Origin of the sequence: Aridibaculum aurantiacum, from assembly GCF_017355875.1 — a bacterium.
Classification (GTDB): Bacteria; Bacteroidota; Bacteroidia; order Chitinophagales; family Chitinophagaceae; genus Segetibacter; species Segetibacter aurantiacus.
In genome coordinates this window covers 275,003-293,187 of record NZ_JAFEWC010000001.1, presented here as the reverse complement: position 1 = coordinate 293,187, position 18,185 = coordinate 275,003, and the positions used below count along the sequence as shown (strand labels likewise).

Annotated in this window: 15 protein-coding genes; 14 read left to right on the top strand and 1 reads right to left on the bottom strand. The window is 45.6% G+C overall.

Translation table 11 applies throughout. The features are described 5' to 3' along the window. Positions 1-19: 19 nt before the first annotated feature. A complete protein-coding gene (locus J4N22_RS01200; protein WP_207491866.1) occupies positions 20-415 on the bottom strand; it encodes an energy transducer TonB in 396 nt (131 codons plus the stop codon). Position 416: 1 nt separating this feature from the next. Here J4N22_RS01200 and J4N22_RS01195 point away from each other — a divergent pair, with 1 nt between their 5' ends. The 14 genes from J4N22_RS01195 to metH all read left to right on the top strand — a co-directional run bounded on the left by J4N22_RS01195 (position 417) and on the right by metH (position 18,093). Continuing rightward, positions 417-3,752 (top strand): ATP-dependent DNA helicase, encoded by a 3,336-nt coding sequence (locus tag J4N22_RS01195; RefSeq protein WP_242692015.1) that lies wholly within the window; start codon positions 417-419, stop codon positions 3,750-3,752. Positions 3,753-3,855: 103 nt separating this feature from the next. Next, positions 3,856-5,277: an Ig-like domain-containing domain gene (locus J4N22_RS01190; RefSeq protein ID WP_207491864.1), complete on the top strand. Its 1,422-nt coding sequence runs from the start codon at positions 3,856-3,858 to the stop codon at positions 5,275-5,277. A 146-nt stretch (positions 5,278-5,423) separates the two neighbouring features. Then, entirely contained in the window at positions 5,424-6,038 is a 615-nt protein-coding gene (recR, locus tag J4N22_RS01185) for a recombination mediator RecR (protein ID WP_207491862.1), read from the top strand. A 157-nt stretch (positions 6,039-6,195) separates the two neighbouring features. Further along, positions 6,196-6,609 (top strand): OB-fold protein, encoded by a 414-nt coding sequence (locus J4N22_RS01180; protein ID WP_207491860.1) that lies wholly within the window; start codon positions 6,196-6,198, stop codon positions 6,607-6,609. A gap of 10 nt (positions 6,610-6,619) precedes the next feature. Next, entirely contained in the window at positions 6,620-7,324 is a 705-nt protein-coding gene (locus J4N22_RS01175) for a c-type cytochrome domain-containing protein (protein WP_207491858.1), read from the top strand. Between the two features lie 7 nt (positions 7,325-7,331). Next, entirely contained in the window at positions 7,332-7,715 is a 384-nt protein-coding gene (locus tag J4N22_RS01170) for a c-type cytochrome domain-containing protein (protein WP_207491856.1), read from the top strand. Positions 7,716-7,736: 21 nt separating this feature from the next. Further along, positions 7,737-8,279, top strand: coding sequence for a YceI family protein (locus J4N22_RS01165; protein WP_207491854.1), 543 nt, complete (start codon positions 7,737-7,739; stop codon positions 8,277-8,279). A gap of 63 nt (positions 8,280-8,342) precedes the next feature. Further along, on the top strand, positions 8,343-9,257 hold the full coding sequence (locus J4N22_RS01160) for a DUF5777 family beta-barrel protein (RefSeq protein ID WP_207491851.1): 915 nt from the start codon (positions 8,343-8,345) through the stop codon (positions 9,255-9,257). Positions 9,258-9,275: 18 nt separating this feature from the next. Next, a complete protein-coding gene (locus J4N22_RS01155; protein WP_207491849.1) occupies positions 9,276-9,833 on the top strand; it encodes a YceI family protein in 558 nt (185 codons plus the stop codon). After that, positions 9,834-12,731, top strand: coding sequence for a sensor histidine kinase (locus J4N22_RS01150; protein ID WP_207491847.1), 2,898 nt, complete (start codon positions 9,834-9,836; stop codon positions 12,729-12,731). It abuts the gene before it with no gap. Between the two features lies 1 nt (position 12,732). After that, positions 12,733-13,491: a LytR/AlgR family response regulator transcription factor gene (locus tag J4N22_RS01145; protein ID WP_207491845.1), complete on the top strand. Its 759-nt coding sequence runs from the start codon at positions 12,733-12,735 to the stop codon at positions 13,489-13,491. A gap of 369 nt (positions 13,492-13,860) precedes the next feature. After that, on the top strand, positions 13,861-14,868 hold the full coding sequence (locus tag J4N22_RS01140) for a homocysteine S-methyltransferase family protein (RefSeq protein WP_207491842.1): 1,008 nt from the start codon (positions 13,861-13,863) through the stop codon (positions 14,866-14,868). A gap of 53 nt (positions 14,869-14,921) precedes the next feature. Next, complete coding sequence (locus J4N22_RS01135) at positions 14,922-15,311, top strand: GxxExxY protein (protein WP_207491841.1); 390 nt, start codon at positions 14,922-14,924, stop codon at positions 15,309-15,311. Between the two features lie 52 nt (positions 15,312-15,363). Then, the gene (metH, locus tag J4N22_RS01130; protein WP_207491838.1) at positions 15,364-18,093 is read left to right on the top strand and encodes a methionine synthase; all 2,730 of its coding nucleotides are present in this window, start codon (positions 15,364-15,366) and stop codon (positions 18,091-18,093) included. The last annotated feature ends 92 nt before the right edge of the window (positions 18,094-18,185 follow it).

Genomic DNA, 18,185 nt, shown 5'->3' with positions numbered 1-18,185 from the left:
TCGCATTTAAATGCTGGCTCTACTTCAACCTAAAAGGTATAACCAGTGTACCCTCGCAGGCAACGGGTTGACCACGATGCATAGCAGGTATCCACTTGTCGCTGTTCATTACCACCTTAATGGCTTCTTTTTCAAAACCATAAGTACCTGCCACCGTTAAATGGCGGGCTTCTGTAATTTTTCCTGTTTTATCTACAACCACCTTCACCGTTATTTCTGTCTCTACTTCTTCCCACCACGCTTTCTTGGGATACTTCAGGTTCTTTTTTACGTAGACCTTCCAGGCAGAATCACCGCCGGGATAAGAAGCAAAAACTTCTGGCTTGGTATAAATGGTATCATACGCCACCGTCTCCGTTTGCGCATTACTGTTGATATAAAAGGCCATACATATTATAACCAGGAAAAACTTCATAATGTTGAATGAGGAGTTTGAAGTTAATAACGCAAAACAATCACCGCCAATTGTAGAAACCATTTGTTTACCTGCAAATCATGTGAAGAAACAGCACGAGGAAAATGACAAAATTTTTAGCAAACGGCGTTATCTTTATCCTATGATCGAAAGAAGCATCTACCTGGAGAAGTACAACGACATTTACAACCGCCTCAACGACCAGCAAAAACTGGCTGTAGATACAATTGAAGGCCCTGTGATGGTGATAGCCGGACCTGGTACAGGAAAAACCCAGATACTTAGTGCGCGTATTGGTAAAATTTTGCTGGACACCGATGCCAGCCCAGACAATATTCTTTGCCTTACTTATACAGATGCCGGTGTGGTTGCTATGCGCAAAAGGCTGCTAAGCTTTATCGGTCCCGAAGCCTATAAAGTAAATGTGTACACTTTCCATGCTTTCTGCAACGACATTATCCAGGACAACCTTTCGCTGTTCGAGAAAACATCCATGGATCCTATTTCCGACCTGGAAAAGATCGAGCTGTTCAAGCACCTGATAGATACGTTTCCAAAGGACCACCCGCTAAAGCGCTACCGCGGCGATGTTTACTACGAGATCAACAACCTGCAGTCGCTATTTAGCACCATGAAGCGCGAAGGCTGGAGCCCTGCTTTTCTTAATGAAAAAATAGACGAATACATAAAGGGCCTGGATGACCGCGACGAGTTCATCTGTAAAAGAGCATCAGGTAAATGGAAAAAAGGTGACAAGCGAACCGACAAGATAGCTGAGGCTTGTGAGAAGGTAGAGAAACTGCGCGCTGCGGTAAATGAATTTGAACGTTTCCAAAACCTGATGCGTAGCCGCAACCGCTACGACTTTGATGATATGATCAATTGGGTGATCAAAGCATTTGAAGAAAACCCTGCCTTACTTGCTAACTACCAGGAAAAGTTTCTTTACATATTGGTGGATGAATACCAGGACACAAGTGGTACTCAAAATAAACTGGTGCAACTGCTCATAAATTATTGGGAGCGGCCAAACGTGTTTGTGGTAGGCGACGACGATCAAAGTATTTATCGCTTCCAGGGAGCCAACATAGAGAACATGCAGGCTTTTGCCGACAGTTATAAGCAGCACCTGCTGACAGTGGTACTTACCAATAACTACCGGTCTGTTCAGCCTATTCTTAATGTTTCGAAATCACTCATTGACCGAAACATTGAACGGCTGATTGGCAAAATGGACGGCCTTACCAAGGAACTATTGTGCTGCAACGACAAGTGGAAACAGATAAGCGATGCTGACTGCTGCCCGAAGATCAGGGAGTACGAATCGCAGCGGCAGGAAATGATTCACCTAACCATGCAGGTAGAAGAGCTGGTAAAGCAAGGTGTTCAGCCGTCGCAGATTGGTATCATTTACAAGGAAAACAAGTATGGCGAAGAGCTGACTCACTACTTCAAAATGCGCAACATTCCGGTATACAGCAAGCGCAAGCTCAACATACTGGAGATACCGATTGCCAAAAAAGTCATTTTACTTCTGAACTACCTTGCCGCCGAACACGATGCACCATACGGTGGCGACGAAATGCTGTTCGAGATACTGCACTTCGACTTCTTTCAAATAAAACCTATAGAAATTGCAAGGCTATCTGTAGAGGTAGCGGAGAAAAATTGGACTCCAAATAAAACTTCACTCAGAAGATTACTGGCTGAGAAAGCCAGCAGGCCACCTGCCGATCTTTTTGATAAAGGCTTTGACCCGGCAATGAGCAGGGCCAGCAGCATCATTGAAAAATTGGTAGCAGAAGTGCCGAACGTAACGCTGCAGGTACTGGTTGAAAAAGTGATCCGCAACACAGGCATCTTATCAGCTGTTTTAAAAAGCCCTGAGAAGCTTTGGCTGATGCAGGTGCTTACAGGCTTATTCGAATTTGTAAAAGAGGAAACACGCCGCAATCCATCCCTTACCTTACAAGGACTGGTAAACATATTTGACCTGATGCGCAGCGAAGGACTCAGCCTGCCGCTGGTGCAGGTAAGTGGCAGCGACAAGGGCATCAACCTGCTTACCGCGCATGGCAGTAAAGGCCTGGAGTACCAATATGTATTTTTAGCGGGTGCCAATTCCGGTAACTGGGAAAAGAAACGCAAGCCAGGTGGAGGATATGCTTTTCCTGATACAATGTTTACTTCGGTTTCTAAAGCAAAAGAAGAGGAAGAATTGCGCAGGCTCTTTTATGTCGCGCTAACCCGCGCCGAAAAGCACCTGTACATTTCGTACAGCAAGTTTAAGAACGACGGCCGCGAACTGGAGCCTTCCATGTTCATCGCCGAGATACAGGAAAAGAACCTGCTGCCGGTAGAGAAGATTTTCATTGATGAGGATGTACAGGCCGAATTTGCTGCACTTCATTTCCAGGAAGACCTGCAGCCTGAGATAGATAAAGCCGAAGAAGATTTTGTAAGCCGCATGCTCGACAAGTTTGTAATGAACGTGACCGCGCTAAACAACTACCTGAGTTGTCCGCTCAATTTCTACTATAACAATCTTGTGCGGGTGCCTTCCGGAAAATCGGAGGCTACCGAGTTTGGTTCTGCCATTCACCACGCACTGCAGCGCCTGTTCGAAAAAATGCAGCAGAACAGGGATAATAAATTTCCTGCTAAAGAAGATTTTATTGCCGACTTCTTGTGGTACATGCGCCGCCACAGGGAATGTTTCACCAAAGAACAGTTTGACAGACGGATGGAGTACGGCTACGAAGTGCTTTCCAACTACTACGACCAGTACATTGACAAATTCAACAAGATAGTGGTGGTAGAAAGAAACCTGAAGAACGTGGTGGTAAATGGCGTACCTCTAAAAGGGAAGTTGGATAAGCTGGAGTTTGATGGAAAGCATGTGAACGTGGTGGATTATAAAACGGGCGATATAGATAAGGCACTTCCAAAACTACAGCCGCCGAACGGTAAAGACCCGCAAGGTGGTAGCTACTGGCGCCAGGCTGTTTTTTACAAAATACTGGTGGACCATGTAGAGAACAAAGACTGGCGTGTGGTAAGTACAGAGTTTGACTTCATTGAGCCTGATAAGAAAAAGAATTACCGCCGCGAAAAGGTGGTTATCAGCCCGCAGGATATTGACATTGTAACCCAACAGATAACAGAGGTTTGGGAAAAGATACAAGCAAGAGAATTCTATACCGGCTGCGGTAAAGAAGAATGCCGCTGGTGCAATTTTGTAAAAACAAATGACCTTGCTGTAGCACTGCACGATCCGAATGAAGAGGAGGAAGTATGGGAAATAGGCGGTGAAGATGTATTAACAACCGAATTGTAATTGGCTGTGGCAGAGGAGGAAACTGCAATTTCTTCTTAAAAAGAATGGCTACTTTCTCTGCCAACCTTATTCGCTTTATGTTTGCAGGCAACACCACCGGTTAATGAACAGATCCATCTCTTTGTTTTCTTTTTTTGCAGGCATAGTCTGCTTTATGGTAATTATTGGAAGTATCGGATGTGCCAATATACTTCCGCCTGGTGGTGGTCCACGCGATACTATACCACCGGTGCTGGTAAATGCTGTTCCAAGAGACTCTGCTACCAATACCACACCCAACCGCGTTACACTTTACTTCAATGAATTTGTAGAGATACAAAATGCAATGGAGAATGTGGTGATATCGCCGCTGCCCAACAACCTGCCAAACATCGATTTCAGGCTGCGTACCGTTACCATACGACTGCGTGACACACTCGAAAGCAACACCACCTACTCTATCAACTTTGGCGATGCCATCAGGGACGTGAATGAAGGAAACGTGATGAAGAACTTTGTTTATGTCTTTTCCACTGGCAGCACCATCGATAGCAATTCACTTTCTGGTAAAGTAGTATTAGCCGAAACAGGAAAATTAGATACTACAATGATCGTTGTCCTGCATAGGAATTTGGATGATAGTGCTGTTGCCAAAGAAAAGCCGAGGTATATGGCCAGGCTCAATGGCCAAGGTAATTTTCTCTTCCAAAACTTACCTGCAGGCACATTCGCTTTGTACGCCATCACCAACGACTATGGCCGCCGGTACGATGATACTACCAAGCTTTTTGCATTTGCCGGCGAACCGATCAACACGGGTGAAACGAACAACCCGGTGATCTTATACGCATATAATTATCCGAAAGCAGCCACACCTCAAAGAGCTGCCAGCAATGCACGGCCTGGTCCTCCCAATGCTGCAGCACAGGATAAGAACCTACGCTATACCACCAGCCTGGAAGCAGGAGGCATTCATGATGTGCTAAAGCCTACGGTGGATATAAACTTCAACCGGCACGTTGTGCGATTTGATACGGCAAGTGCTATTCTTACTGATAAAGATTTTACTGCGCTTAATGGTTTTACAATTGTTGCAGATACCAACCGCACTACGTTTCATGTAAATTATCCATGGGCTACAGGACAAGAATATAGGCTGTTGTTAAGCCAGGGTGCGTTCTCAGATTCATCCGGAAATACGTTGGCAAAAAATGATACGATCAAGATCAGCACCAAGAAAAATGAGGATTATGGAAGTGTGAAGCTCCGTTTCACTAACCTGAACCTCGACCGCAATCCTGTATTGCAACTTGTACAATCAGACAAGGTAGTATTATCCAGCCCACTCACCGGTCGCGATTGGTCAAGAAAGCTTTTCCCGCCCGGCGACTACGAAATCCGCATTTTGTACGATACCAATAAAAATGGCCAGTGGGATCCTGGCAGTTTCTTCTGGACCAGGCGCCAACCCGAAATTGTTACCGACCTCAAGATCAAATTAACTATTCGCGGAAATTGGGACAACGAAAAAGAGATAACGCTATAGCTTGTACAGTTTGATGAACAGCTGGCTGGCTTCCGTTGCTAAACATTAAACCTGTAGTTAAACCACACTTCTTCTTTAGCCGGAAGAACAACGTTTAACAACCCGCTCCACTTCTATTATTTACTTTTGCCGCTTTATAGTACGCCATGCAGCTCCCGTCTTCCTTATTAGAAAATGCAGTGAATGAATTTGCCAAACTTCCGGGTATTGGAAAGAAGACTGCGCTCAGGCTTGTGCTGCATTTGTTAAAACAAGAGCCTGAAACGGTACAGCAGTTTGGCGACAGCATTAGCCGCATGCGGCAGGAGATAAAATTCTGCCAGCGCTGCGCCAACATCAGCGACGGCGATATCTGTTCTATCTGCGCCAACAGCATGCGCAACCAGCAGATCATTTGCGTGGTTGAAAACATTAGGGATGTGATAGCCATAGAAAGCACCCAACAATTCAATGGCACTTACCATGTACTAGGCGGTGTTATCTCACCGCTTGATGGTATTGGCCCCGACCAGCTGAACATTGATACGCTGGTTCAACGGATACAAACAGAGGAAGTGAAGGAGTTGGTGTTTGCACTTAACCCAAACATACAAGGCGATACTACCATCTACTATATTCAGAAAAAACTACAGCACACCACCTGCACCATTACAACTATAGCCCGTGGTATAGCCTTTGGTGGCGAGCTGGAATACGCCGATGAGATGACACTTGCCCGCAGCATTACCAACCGCTTGCCGGTTGGGCAATATGTAAAATAGCAGGTTGTGCCACTTCTTCACTCCTACTCAAAACTCATCTATATATTCTCCTACTACCACCAATCTTCCACTTCAGCTACTGTTTTTCCCTGTTCAGTTGATTGATTTAGGTTCTTGATGAACCGGAGCAGTAACTTGCTCCTATAATTCTTCTTCAATGAGAAAAAAAGGAAAAATAGCAGTAGTTGTAATTGTGACCTTATTAATTGCAGGTTCGGCTGTTGCATATTTCATGTGGAATAAACCACGCCGCAACATTGAGAACGAAAAAGGAATAGCAGTTACTGCCACACAACTGGTAAAAGATTTCCAGGAAAATGAAACAGCAGCCAACGAAAAATATTTAGACAAGGCTATAGAGGTAACAGGAACGGTAACAGAGGTAAGCCAAAACCAGGATGGCAACACCACCATCATGCTGGCGTCAGGTGATGATTTTGCGGGAGTTTACACCACATTGAAAGAACCTGCAACGAATGTTTCGATTGGAAATAATGTCACCATCAAAGGCAAGTGCAACGGGATGCTGAGCGATGTGCGGCTTAGCGAAGCAGTACTGGTAACCAAATAAACAGCAGCTTATGAAAAAGACCTGTTTTATATTATTTGCAGTAGCTGCCATTTGGGCTTGTAAGCATACAGTAGAAACCCCTGCTGATGGTTCTCAAACCGGCAATACAGGAGGAGGCAATACCGGCGGCACCCCAGGCAGCAATGTTGTTTGTTTTGAAACAGAAGTACTTCCCATCTTCAAGAGTAGCTGTGCCAAGAGCGGCTGCCACGATGTACAATCAAGAAGAGAAGGATACGTTCTTGATTCGTATGATAACATCATTAAAAAAGGAATAAAAGCCGGCGATGCCAACGATAGCAAGATCTACAAAGTATTGGTAGACGATGATGAAGATGACAGGATGCCGCAACGACCAAATCCTAGACTTACAACAGCACAGATCAACATCATAAAAAAATGGATCAACGAAGGAGCTAAGAATACCACCAACTGCGGCACTACATGCGATACAACCATCTTTAGTTATTCGCAAGGAGTAAAACCAATTTTAGAAACCAACTGCTATGGCTGTCACAACGGTGCTACTACAAGTGCAGGAATAAACCTTACTTTATATTCCGGTGTACGAACAGTAGCCATCAACAACAGGTTACTGGGAGCAATCACACATAGTGCAGGTTATACGCCAATGCCTATGGGCAGCAACAAGTTGAATGATTGCCAAATCACTAAGATCAGGAAGTGGATACAAGCAGGTGCACCAGAAAATTAAGTATCACATGAAAAAGATCATTCTATTATTCATCACGGCATTCTCAGTAGCGCTTATTACTGGTTGCTTTTACGATAAAGAAGAACTCGTTTACCCCACTACCGGCACTGGCAGTAATTGCGATACGGCCAATATGCGGTACAGTGTAGACATCACCAATATCCTTTCTGCCAGTTGCTATTCCTGCCATAGCGGAACTGCTGCCAGCGGCGGAGGCATCAGGCTGGATACATATAATGGTGTAAAAAACATGGTGAACAACGGCCAGCTGATGAGAGCGATCACGCACAGCGGAGGTGCATCACCAATGCCAAAAGGCGGAAGCAAACTACCTGCCTGTACCATTGCTAAAATAAAAGCCTGGATAGATAGAGGAGCGCCACAGAACTAATTCATTTTAAAAAAACAAACTATGAAATACATATTCATTTTGCTGGCAGCAATAGGATTGACTGCTACAACAGTAAACGCACAAAAAGTATACAGCACCAAAAACGGTAAGATTTCCTTCTACTCTAAAGCACCGCTTGAAGACATAGAAGCACAAAACAGCGAAGTGGAAAGCAAACTAGCTGCTGCTACAGGTCAGGTTGTTTTTACGCTTTTGATCAAAGGTTTCCAGTTCGAGAACCAGTTGATGGAAGATCACTTCAACGAGAACTACCTTGAAAGTTCGAAATATCCTAAGAGCAATTTTAAAGGCTATGTTACCAATATCAAAAGCATCGACTTGAATAAAGATGGCTCATACCCAGCAAAAGTAAAAGGTGAGCTTACTATTCATGGTGTTACCAAACCTTTGGAAACTGATGGCACCCTGGAAGTAAAAGGTGGTAAGGTAACAGCCAAAGCACGTTTTCCTGTGAAACTGAAAGACCATAATATAGGCGGCTCAATGGTAGGAAAGAAAATAGCAGAAACCATAGTTGTAGATGTAAATTGTCAGTACGATTAACCAGGTGGATCAAATCATTTGCTGAAATCTTCAGTAGACAGAACCCATTTCAACCATTGCTTTATGCTACAAAAAATCACCCTGCTGCTGGCCGCCTTCTTTTTCTCTGCCACTGTTTTCTCGCAGGAAGAAGACCTGTTTAAAATGCTGGATGAAGACTCAAAAAAACAGGAAGCTGACAGAACCGATTATACCACCGCCACATTCAAAACTTCAAGGCTTATCAATGGCCATACGATAGAAACAACAGGCAAACGAGTTCTTGATTTCAAGATCTCGCATCGCTTCGGCACGGTTAACAGCGGCATCGAGGACTTTTTTGGATTGGATAATGCAACTATGCGAATGGGTTTAGACTATGGGATCACCGATCACTTTACAGTTGGTCTTGGCAGAAGTACATTTCAAAAACAAGTGGATGGATTTCTGAAGTACAGGCTGCTGAGGCAGTCTACAGGTAAAAGAGTGATGCCGGTAACAGTTACAGCAGTTGCTTCAGCCATGATACGTACACAAAAAGATGTAGATCAAACCATCAAGCGAAACTTTAGCGACAGGCTGTATTATGCGTTTCAATTGCTGGTAGCACGCAAGTTCTCCGAAGGCACTTCTATTCAACTTGCGCCTACCATTGTACATCATAATATTGTACCTTTTGCTACCAACCCCAACGACATCTTTGCATTGGGAATTGGCGGCAGGCAAAAAATTTCCAAACGTGTAAGCATCAATGGCGAGTACTACCTGGTGAACCCGCAACACAAGCTGCCCAATACTACCAATTCTTTGTCACTGGGTGTAGATATAGAAACGGGTGGCCACGTTTTCCAGTTGCACTTTACCAATTCGCGAGGCATGACAGAGCGTACATTTATCACTGAAACCCAGGGCGAATGGGGCAACGGTGACATCTACTTCGGCTTCAATATTTCGCGTGTATTTGTTATCGGTAAAAAGAAAAAGCCCAAGGATATTTGATGCAATAAACCCAAAAACTTGAAGCAGGCATTACTTACCATATTGATCTTCCTCCTACCGCTTTCCTTCCTTGCAGCCCAGGGAGGAAAAGTATTTATCACCAATTCTGGTAAAATAGCTTTTCAATCGGATGCGCCTTACGAATTGATAAAAGCCTCCAGCAACAACTTAAGCGGAGCATTGGATGTAGCAAAAAAAGAATTCGCTTTCAAAGTTCGTGTTGAAACTTTTGAAGGTTTCAATAGCGCACTGCAGCGGGAGCACTTCAATGAGAATTACATGGAAAGCAACAAGTTTCCCGAAGCGCGCTTTGCAGGAAAAATCATAGAAGATGTAAACCTTTTACAGGATGGCCATTTTTCTGTGCGAGCAAAAGGTATACTTACTGTTCATGGGGTACCGCAAGAGCGGATCATAAAAAGCGATCTTACTATCAAGGACGGCAAGGCGCATATCAAGTCAGAGTTCACCGTTTTATTATCTGATCATAACATTCCTATTCCTAAAGTTGTAAAAGACAAACTGGCGTCGGAGATAAAAGTAGAAGTAAACTGCCAGCTGCAACCCCGCCAGTAAATGAAGCCATCCCTGAAGCATATAACAGTTGTTATACTTTTACTTGCTGCTCTCCATTCCATTGCACAACCTTTTTCTTTTAAGCCATTTGTAGTTACCGACGATGGTAATGCACCACGCATACATGCCTTACATTATTCTGCTAAAGGCTATATGCTGGTTGGCACATCGATGGGCCTGTTCCGGTTCGATGGTCAGAATTTCCATGCAATTCCTTTTGCAGATTCTATTGTTTCTACTGCAGTTACTGCTATCAGCGAAGACAAAGCAGGTACCGTATGGTTAGGCTTGCAAAACGGCATGATCGCTTACAGCAACATGAAACAAGTCTCTCTTTTAAAAGCAGAGGAAGGGCATCCGCAGGTAAGCATTACATCTATAGTAACCGATAGTTCCACGATATATTTTGCTACAGCAGGAGAAGGCATCTATTATTACCGCAACAAAAGGTTTTACAACATCAACACCGATGACGGCCTGAGTGACAATTATGTTTACCAATTGCTGCTTCATCCAGATGGCATCCTTGCTGCTACCGACAGAGGCATCAATACCATCCGGCTTAGCAACAACCAAAAAGTAATTAAGCCATTTACATCTGCCAATGGTTTACCCGATAATATTGTTCGCAGCTTATATACCACCAGCGGCGACTGCTGGCTTGGGATGCAGGATAAAGGCATTGGCAGGTTCAGGCCCAGGGAGCATGATTTCTTTTCTCCCGACTTGCTTCTGCCATGGAAGTACGGGCAAGTAAACAGCATACTTGCACAGCAGGAACAAATATGGGTTGCCACAGAAGACGAGGGTATTGCTGCTATTCATTTTGCAGATACATTTCTCACAAAGGTTGTTCATGTGCAGGCTTCTGCAGGCTTCGGTAAAGCCGGCAACCTACTGCAGGATATTGAAGGAAACATCTGGTTCACCAGCAACAGCCAACTGGTGCGAACCCCAGGTACGCAATTGCAGTTAATTGCACCTTTAACCGAACAGGAATTTACAGAAGCACATACCATCTACAGCGACAGCAAACAAAACATCTGGATAAACAACAATAGAGGCTTGAAGCGGTATAGCTTGGACTCTGCTACCGGCACTTGGAAATGGAAGAATTTTCCAATTGCAGCCATTTCTGCTACCACTGACATCACTGCTATTTATGAAGATATGTACGGCCACATCTGGATGGGCACGATGGGCAAAGGAGTTTTCATCATCGATCCGATGAGTGGCCAAAGCAGGAACTTAACAGAAGACCACCTGCTTGTTGATGGCAGTGTACTTTCCATCAATGGCAAAGGCAACCAGGTTTGGATTAGCAGCCTTGGTGGCGCCGTTCTTTGCCGGTTAACGGAAAAGAACCTGGATATAAAACAGCCCTACCAATTTGAAAACTACAACCGCCTTAGCGGCATTGGCAGCAACTATATCTACAGCATAATGGTAGATAGTAAAAACAGGGTGTGGTTTGCAACAGATGGTAAAGGTGTAACGGTAATGAACAATGGCAGGTACGAGAACTTTGGTGAGAAGCAAGGCATCAAACACCTGGTCGCTTACAGCCTTTGCGAAGATTTGTTAGGCAACATATGGTTCAGCACCCTTGGCGGCGGATTGTATGTATTTGATGGACATTCCTTCAAAAATATCTCTGTAGAACAAGGACTAAATGATGCCACCATCAATGCTCTTTCTCTTGATAAAAAAGGCAATCTTGTAGCCATCAGTCGCAAAGGAATAAACCTGGTAGATGTGAACACGCATGCCGTTTCTTATATTGATGACAACCAGGGACTGCAGGAGTTGAATACTGACCTCAACTGCATCAGCAGTTACAATGGCAATGTGTATTTCATCAGCAAGCAAGGCATCATCTCTTATACCGCCAGCTACCAAACATTACAGCCGCGTGTTTCACTGGCACGTGTCACACTTTTTGAAAAAGACATAGATATAGCCACTGAAAATGTTTTTGCGCACGATGAGAATAACATCAGCTTTTACTTCTCCGGCATCTCCTTTTCTCATCCTGACAAAGTGCGTTACCAGTTAAAGCTCGAAGGCTATTCCACCGACTGGATCAATACCAAAGAGAACTACATCAACTTTCCGCGACTGCCCGCCGGCACCTATACCTTTAAAGTAAGAGCATCGCTTAACCAGCAGTTCCACGAGCAGAACGAAGCCAGCTATACATTCACAATAAAGAAACCGCTCTGGCTACAGCCGTGGTTCATTATCCTGGTGCTCCTGCTCATTAGCGGCGGCCTTTACTGGTTTATTAAAAACCGGGAGCAACGCCTGAAGCGCTGGGAGCGGCTTGAAAAAGAAAAGATCCAGTCGCAGTTCGAAACGCTCAAAAGCCAGGTAAACCCGCACTTCCTGTTCAATAGTTTCAATACGCTTATTTCTGTTATTGAAGAAAATCCTGGCAGTGCCGTTACTTACGTGGAGCACCTGAGCGACCTGTACCGGAAGATCGTTACCTATCGTGATAAGGATACCATTTCACTGGAAGAAGAACTACAGCTGATCAAAGATTACTTCTTTATTCAACAAAAACGTTTTGGAAACAACCTGCAGCTGCAGGTAAATATTCCACCACAGCTACAGAAAGTATATGCAATTGCGCCCCTCACCCTTCAGTTGTTATGCGAAAATGCGGTGAAGCATAATGCCATCACACCTGCCTCGCCGCTTGTCATCACCATTTCAGTAGTGGAAGAAAAGCTGCTGGTGCATAACAACATCAACCCAAAATACAACCAGGAAAAAGGTGCAGGCATGGGATTGCAAAACATTCAGAAGCGGTACGCACTGCTAAGCCGCAAGGAGATAAAAATTGAACACACCGATCAACATTTTCTTGTCCATATACCTTTACTTTTAGCCTGACATGAAAAACATCCTGCTTTTAGAAGACGAAGAAGCCGCTGTGCGAAGGATCAGCAAAATGGTGCTGGAACTTCTTCCCGACGCCAAGATCCTGGCTGCACTAGCTAGCATCGCTGAAGGCATACAATGGCTGAGTTCAAATCCTTCACCCGATCTGATTTTATCCGACATCCATTTGGCAGACGGCCAAAGCTTCGAGATCTTCAGGCGGGTCACGGTTACCACTCCCATCATTTTCATCACTGCTTACGATCAATATGCGCTGGAGGCATTCAAGGTAAACAGCATCGATTATATACTGAAGCCGGTAAAAAAAGAAGAACTACAGCGGGCTTTGCAGAAGTTCAACAACCTCTCCGTCCAGTCGCCTTCAGTCAACATCGAGAAGCTGTTACTAAGCCTGCAAAAACCTGCACCCACTTACAAAGAGCGCTTTGCTGTTCGTTATGGCGAACACATCAAAACCATAGAAACCACTGATATCGCCTACTTCTACACCGAGAACAAAGTGACTTTCCTTGTTACCAAAGACAACAAACGTTACGTGGTCGATCATCACCTCGACCAGCTGGAGACGCTACTCAACCCGAAGAACTTCTTCCGCATCAACCGTCAGTTCATCATCTGTTTCAATGCCATCACCGAAATGTTCTCGTACAGCAAATCTCGGGTCCTCATCAAGCTCAACCCGCCTTGCAAGCACGAAACCATCGTAAGTGCCGAACGCTCTGCGCATTTCAAAACCTGGATCGACGGCTAATTGTAAAATTTGCTGTAACCGAATTCTGGCCTACATTTGCTCCACTTCAGCAGGCGGATTTGTTTATTGTTCAACCTGCTGATTTTATCCGGCCCGCATTGAACTAATAAACGACACCACGCTGTGCACCTTCCCCAGTTTGTTTTCGTCTATTGTTCAATGATTTTTTTTTATGAAGTCGGCTTTAGTAACTGCTTTCAACAGCCGTTGCGTCGCACACTTGTACAGCTGTATAGTATTCAGCCAACAAGCCGGCCGCGAAATCAACCACCGTCCGCAGTGTCACGCAGTGCCGCCGTGCCGCTGTGGTTCAAAAAATACTTAGCGCCACTTCGTGCCTTCGCGCCTTAGTGGCTGAAAAAACATAACATGGACATACGTAAACTTCTCGAACAACGCATCCTAATCATCGATGGCGCCATGGGCACCATGATACAGCGCCACAAGCTGACTGAGGCAGACTACCGCGGCGACCGGTTCAAAGACTGGCACACCGATGTGAAAGGAAACAACGACCTACTCAGCATCACCCAGCCTGATATCATTACCGGTATTCACAAACAGTACCTCGACGCCGGCGCCGATATCATCGAGACCAACACCTTCAGCAGCACCACCATTGCGCAGGCCGACTACGACTTGCAGTCACTCGCCTACGAGCTCAATGTGGCCTCTGCCCGATGTGCCCGCGCCGCCGCTGATGAATACACAGCCAACGATCCGGGTAAACCGCGCTTTGTTGCCGGCGCCATCGGCCCGCTCAATAAAACACTCAGCTTGTCACCCGACGTTAATAATCCCGGCTACCGCGCCGTCACTTTCGACGAAGTGGTAGAAGCGTACACCGAACAGATAAAAGGACTGACAGACGGCGGTGTGGATATCATCCTGATCGAAACCATCTTCGACACCCTCAATGCCAAAGCGGCCATTTTCGCCTGTAAACAATATTTCCGTAAGGTTGGCAAAGAATGGCCGATCATGATCAGCGGCACCATCACCGACGCCTCCGGCAGAACACTGAGCGGACAAACATTGGAAGCATTCTATAACAGCGTCCGCCATGCCCGCCCGTTGAGCATTGGTCTCAACTGTGCCCTCGGTGCCTCGGAAATGCGTCCGCACATCGAAGAGCTGAGCCAGATAGCAGAGTGTTTTACTTCAGCCTATCCCAACGCCGGCCTGCCCAACGCCTTCGGCGAATACGACGAGCAGCCACATGAAACTGCACACATCATCGAAGAGTGGGCGAAGGAAGGATATGTCAACATCGTCGGCGGCTGCTGCGGCACCACACCGGATCATATAAAGCATATTGCGGAAGAAGTGGCAAAGTTTCAGCCAAGGCAATTGCCGGTGGTTGAGGCGAGTGTTTAATATGATGAGATATTGAACCACTAAGGCACCAAGAACACAAAGAAGCACTAAGAATGTATCAATCATTATCAGTAAGGGAAGAAAGTTTAGGTAAGCAAATAGTAGATGTTGCTTACACTATTCATAAATTTCTTGGGCCTGGCTTGCTTGAAAGTGTGTACGAAAAGTGTTTTTGCCATGAGTTATCTAATCGTGACATTCCATACTTAAGACAAAAAGAGGTGGCTATAATCTACAATAGCCTAAAAATAGACGATGGCTTGCGGTTAGATATTCTTGTAGATGATTTGGTTATCATTGAACTTAAAGCCCAGGAAAACTTCCACCCTGTCTGGGAGGCACAAATGATTAGCTATCTTAAGCTTTCACAGAAAAGGTTAGGCTTCCTAATAAATTTCCATGTTCCACTTATCAAAGAGGGCATCAAACGAATAGTACTATAAACTTTGTGACCCTTAGTGCCCTTAGTGCCTTTGTGGTTCAAAAAAAATAAAAATGGTTATCAAACCCTACTTACGCTTAGCCGGCCTCGAGCCACTCACCATCCGTCCGGAGACGAACTTCGTTAACGTAGGTGAGCGCACCAATGTGACCGGTTCAAAGAAATTTGCCCGCCTCATCCGCGAGGGCAACTACGAAGAAGCCCTCTCCGTAGCACGCCAGCAGGTAGAAAGCGGCGCACAGATCCTCGACGTCAACATGGACGACGCCCTTCTCGACGGCGTCAGCGCCATGACCACCTTCCTCAACCTGCTGCAGGCCGAGCCCGATATCGCCAAAATCCCCATCATGATCGACAGCTCCAAGTTCGAGATCATCGAAGCCGGCCTGAAGTGTGTGCAGGGCAAGTGCATCGTCAACTCCATCAGCATGAAGGAAGGCGAGGAGAAGTTCATCGAGCAGGCATTTATCTGCCAGGCTTACGGCGCCTCTGTCATTGTCATGGCTTTCGATGAAGTAGGTCAGGCCGATACCAAAGACCGCAAGGTGGAGATCTGCGAACGCGCATATAAGATATTAACCGAACAGGTAGGCTTCGAGCCGCAGGATATCATCTTCGACCCGAACATTTTTGCGGTAGCAACAGGTATTGAAGAGCATAATAACTATGCAGTAGATTTCATAGAAGCAACACGTGTCATAAAACAAAGAATGCCGCTGGCGAAAGTGAGCGGCGGTGTCAGCAACGTATCCTTCTCCTTCCGCGGCAATGATCACGTACGCGAAGCCATTCACGCTGTATTTCTTTATCATGCCATACAGGCAGGCATGGACATGGGTATTGTAAATGCTGGTCAGCTGCAGGTGTACAGCGAGATAGAACCCAAACTGCGCGACCTGTGCGAAGATGTGATCCTCAACCGCAACAACGACAACAACCAGGCAACAGAAGCACTGATCAATTTTGCCGAAACAGTAAAAGCAAAAGGAAAAGTAACCGTAAGAGATGAAGCATGGCGCAATGAGCCGGTAGAGAAACGACTGGCGCATTCACTGGTAAATGGAATAACCGATTACGTAGAACTGGATACAGAAGAAGCTCGTCAGAAATATCCCAAACCACTTGATGTAATTGAAGGTCCGCTGATGGACGGGATGAATATTGTGGGTGACCTGTTTGGCAGTGGTAAAATGTTCCTGCCGCAGGTAGTAAAGAGTGCAAGGGTTATGAAAAAAGCTGTAGCGGTGCTGACGCCTTTTATTGAGCAGGAAAAAGAAGACCGCAAGCAGGCGCACCTTGCTGCCGGCACTACCAATGAAGAGCTGGCAGGTGCCGCTAAAATTCTTCTCGCAACCGTAAAAGGTGATGTACACGACATCGGGAAAAATATAGTGGGTGTGGTACTGGGATGTAACGGCTACGACATTATCGACCTTGGTGTAATGGTATCTGCAGATAAAATTCTGGAAACGGCGCAGAAAGAAAATGTAGATGTGATCGGCCTGAGTGGTCTCATTACTCCATCACTAGATGAGATGGTGCACATAGCACACGAAATGAAGCGCCGCAATATGACGCAGCCATTGCTGATAGGCGGTGCCACCACCAGCCGGATGCATACCGCCGTAAAAATTGCGCCTGAATATGAAAATGGCGTGGTGCACGTACTCGATGCCAGCCGCAGCGTAACCGTTACAGGCAGCCTGCTCAGCAAAGAGCAGAAGGATGATTTTCTTTCTGGCATCTACAAAGAATACGACAAGCTGCGTGAAGACTTTGGCAATAAACGATCAGCTAAATCATTACTGTCATTTGAGGAAGCGCAGGCCAATAAAATGAAGATTGACTGGAATGCTTTTGAACCGGCAGCGCCTTCTTTTACAGGTGTGCGTGTGTTCAACGATTATAACCTGGCTGAAATTGCACCTTACATAGACTGGCATCCGTTCTTCATTGCATGGGAAATGCATGGCAAGTACCCGCAGATACTGAGCGATGAAGTAATTGGTAAAGAAGCGACCAAACTGCACAACGACGCAAAAGCGTTGCTGCAAAAGATTATTGATGAGAAGTGGCTGACGGCAAAAGGAGTGGTTGGTTTCTGGCAGGCCAATGCGACTGCAGCTGATACAGTTACGGTGGCTGAAACAAAAGAACAAGGAGATACACAACAAGTAGCACTTCAGTTCCTGCGCCAGCAAAGCAAGAAAGCGGCAGGACAACCGAACTTGTCACTGGCTGATTTCATCGCTCCGGTTGAGACTAACAAGCAAGATCATATTGGTGCTTTCGCTGTATCCATTCATGGCATTGAAGAACACATCAAACGCTTTGAATCGCAGCACGATGATTACAACAAGATCATGCTACAGGCGCTGGCCGACCGGCTGGCAGAAGCCTTTGCTGAACTTCTGCATGCTAAAACAAGAAAAGAACTATGGGCCTACGTACCAGGCGAGGACCTAACCAACGAACAACTGGTGAAAGAAGAATACCAGGGTATTCGTCCTGCACCAGGCTATCCTGCCTGCCCTGATCATACAGAAAAGCACAAGCTGTTTGCATTGTTGAATGCTACAGAAAATGCAGGAATCGAATTGACAGAAAGCCTGGCAATGTATCCTGCAGCAAGTGTATGCGGTTGGTATTTTGCCCATCCGCAAAGCAAATATTTTGGCTTAGGCAAGATCAATAAAGACCAGGTAGAGGACTATGCAAAGCGGAAGAACATGCCGGTGGAAGAGGTAGAACGCTGGTTGCGTCCGGTGCTGGATTATGCATAGGATGTTTTAGCAGCAAAGTCGCGAAGGCACGAAGAGGCGCTAAGGAAGAAAGGCGTAAAGGAACACTAAGAGATTGATTTTTGTTAGCGTTT

Coding starts and splice junctions, on each gene's coding strand:
- J4N22_RS01200 (WP_207491866.1), bottom strand. CDS start 415: ATGAAGTTTTTCCTGGTTATAATATGTATGGCCTTTTATATCAACAGT.
- J4N22_RS01195 (WP_242692015.1), top strand. CDS start 417: ATGTTGAATGAGGAGTTTGAAGTTAATAACGCAAAACAATCACCGCCA.
- J4N22_RS01190 (WP_207491864.1), top strand. CDS start 3,856: ATGAACAGATCCATCTCTTTGTTTTCTTTTTTTGCAGGCATAGTCTGC.
- recR (WP_207491862.1), top strand. CDS start 5,424: ATGCAGCTCCCGTCTTCCTTATTAGAAAATGCAGTGAATGAATTTGCC.
- J4N22_RS01180 (WP_207491860.1), top strand. CDS start 6,196: ATGAGAAAAAAAGGAAAAATAGCAGTAGTTGTAATTGTGACCTTATTA.
- J4N22_RS01175 (WP_207491858.1), top strand. CDS start 6,620: ATGAAAAAGACCTGTTTTATATTATTTGCAGTAGCTGCCATTTGGGCT.
- J4N22_RS01170 (WP_207491856.1), top strand. CDS start 7,332: ATGAAAAAGATCATTCTATTATTCATCACGGCATTCTCAGTAGCGCTT.
- J4N22_RS01165 (WP_207491854.1), top strand. CDS start 7,737: ATGAAATACATATTCATTTTGCTGGCAGCAATAGGATTGACTGCTACA.
- J4N22_RS01160 (WP_207491851.1), top strand. CDS start 8,343: ATGCTACAAAAAATCACCCTGCTGCTGGCCGCCTTCTTTTTCTCTGCC.
- J4N22_RS01150 (WP_207491847.1), top strand. CDS start 9,834: ATGAAGCCATCCCTGAAGCATATAACAGTTGTTATACTTTTACTTGCT.
- J4N22_RS01145 (WP_207491845.1), top strand. CDS start 12,733: ATGAAAAACATCCTGCTTTTAGAAGACGAAGAAGCCGCTGTGCGAAGG.
- J4N22_RS01140 (WP_207491842.1), top strand. CDS start 13,861: ATGGACATACGTAAACTTCTCGAACAACGCATCCTAATCATCGATGGC.
- J4N22_RS01135 (WP_207491841.1), top strand. CDS start 14,922: ATGTATCAATCATTATCAGTAAGGGAAGAAAGTTTAGGTAAGCAAATA.
- metH (WP_207491838.1), top strand. CDS start 15,364: ATGGTTATCAAACCCTACTTACGCTTAGCCGGCCTCGAGCCACTCACC.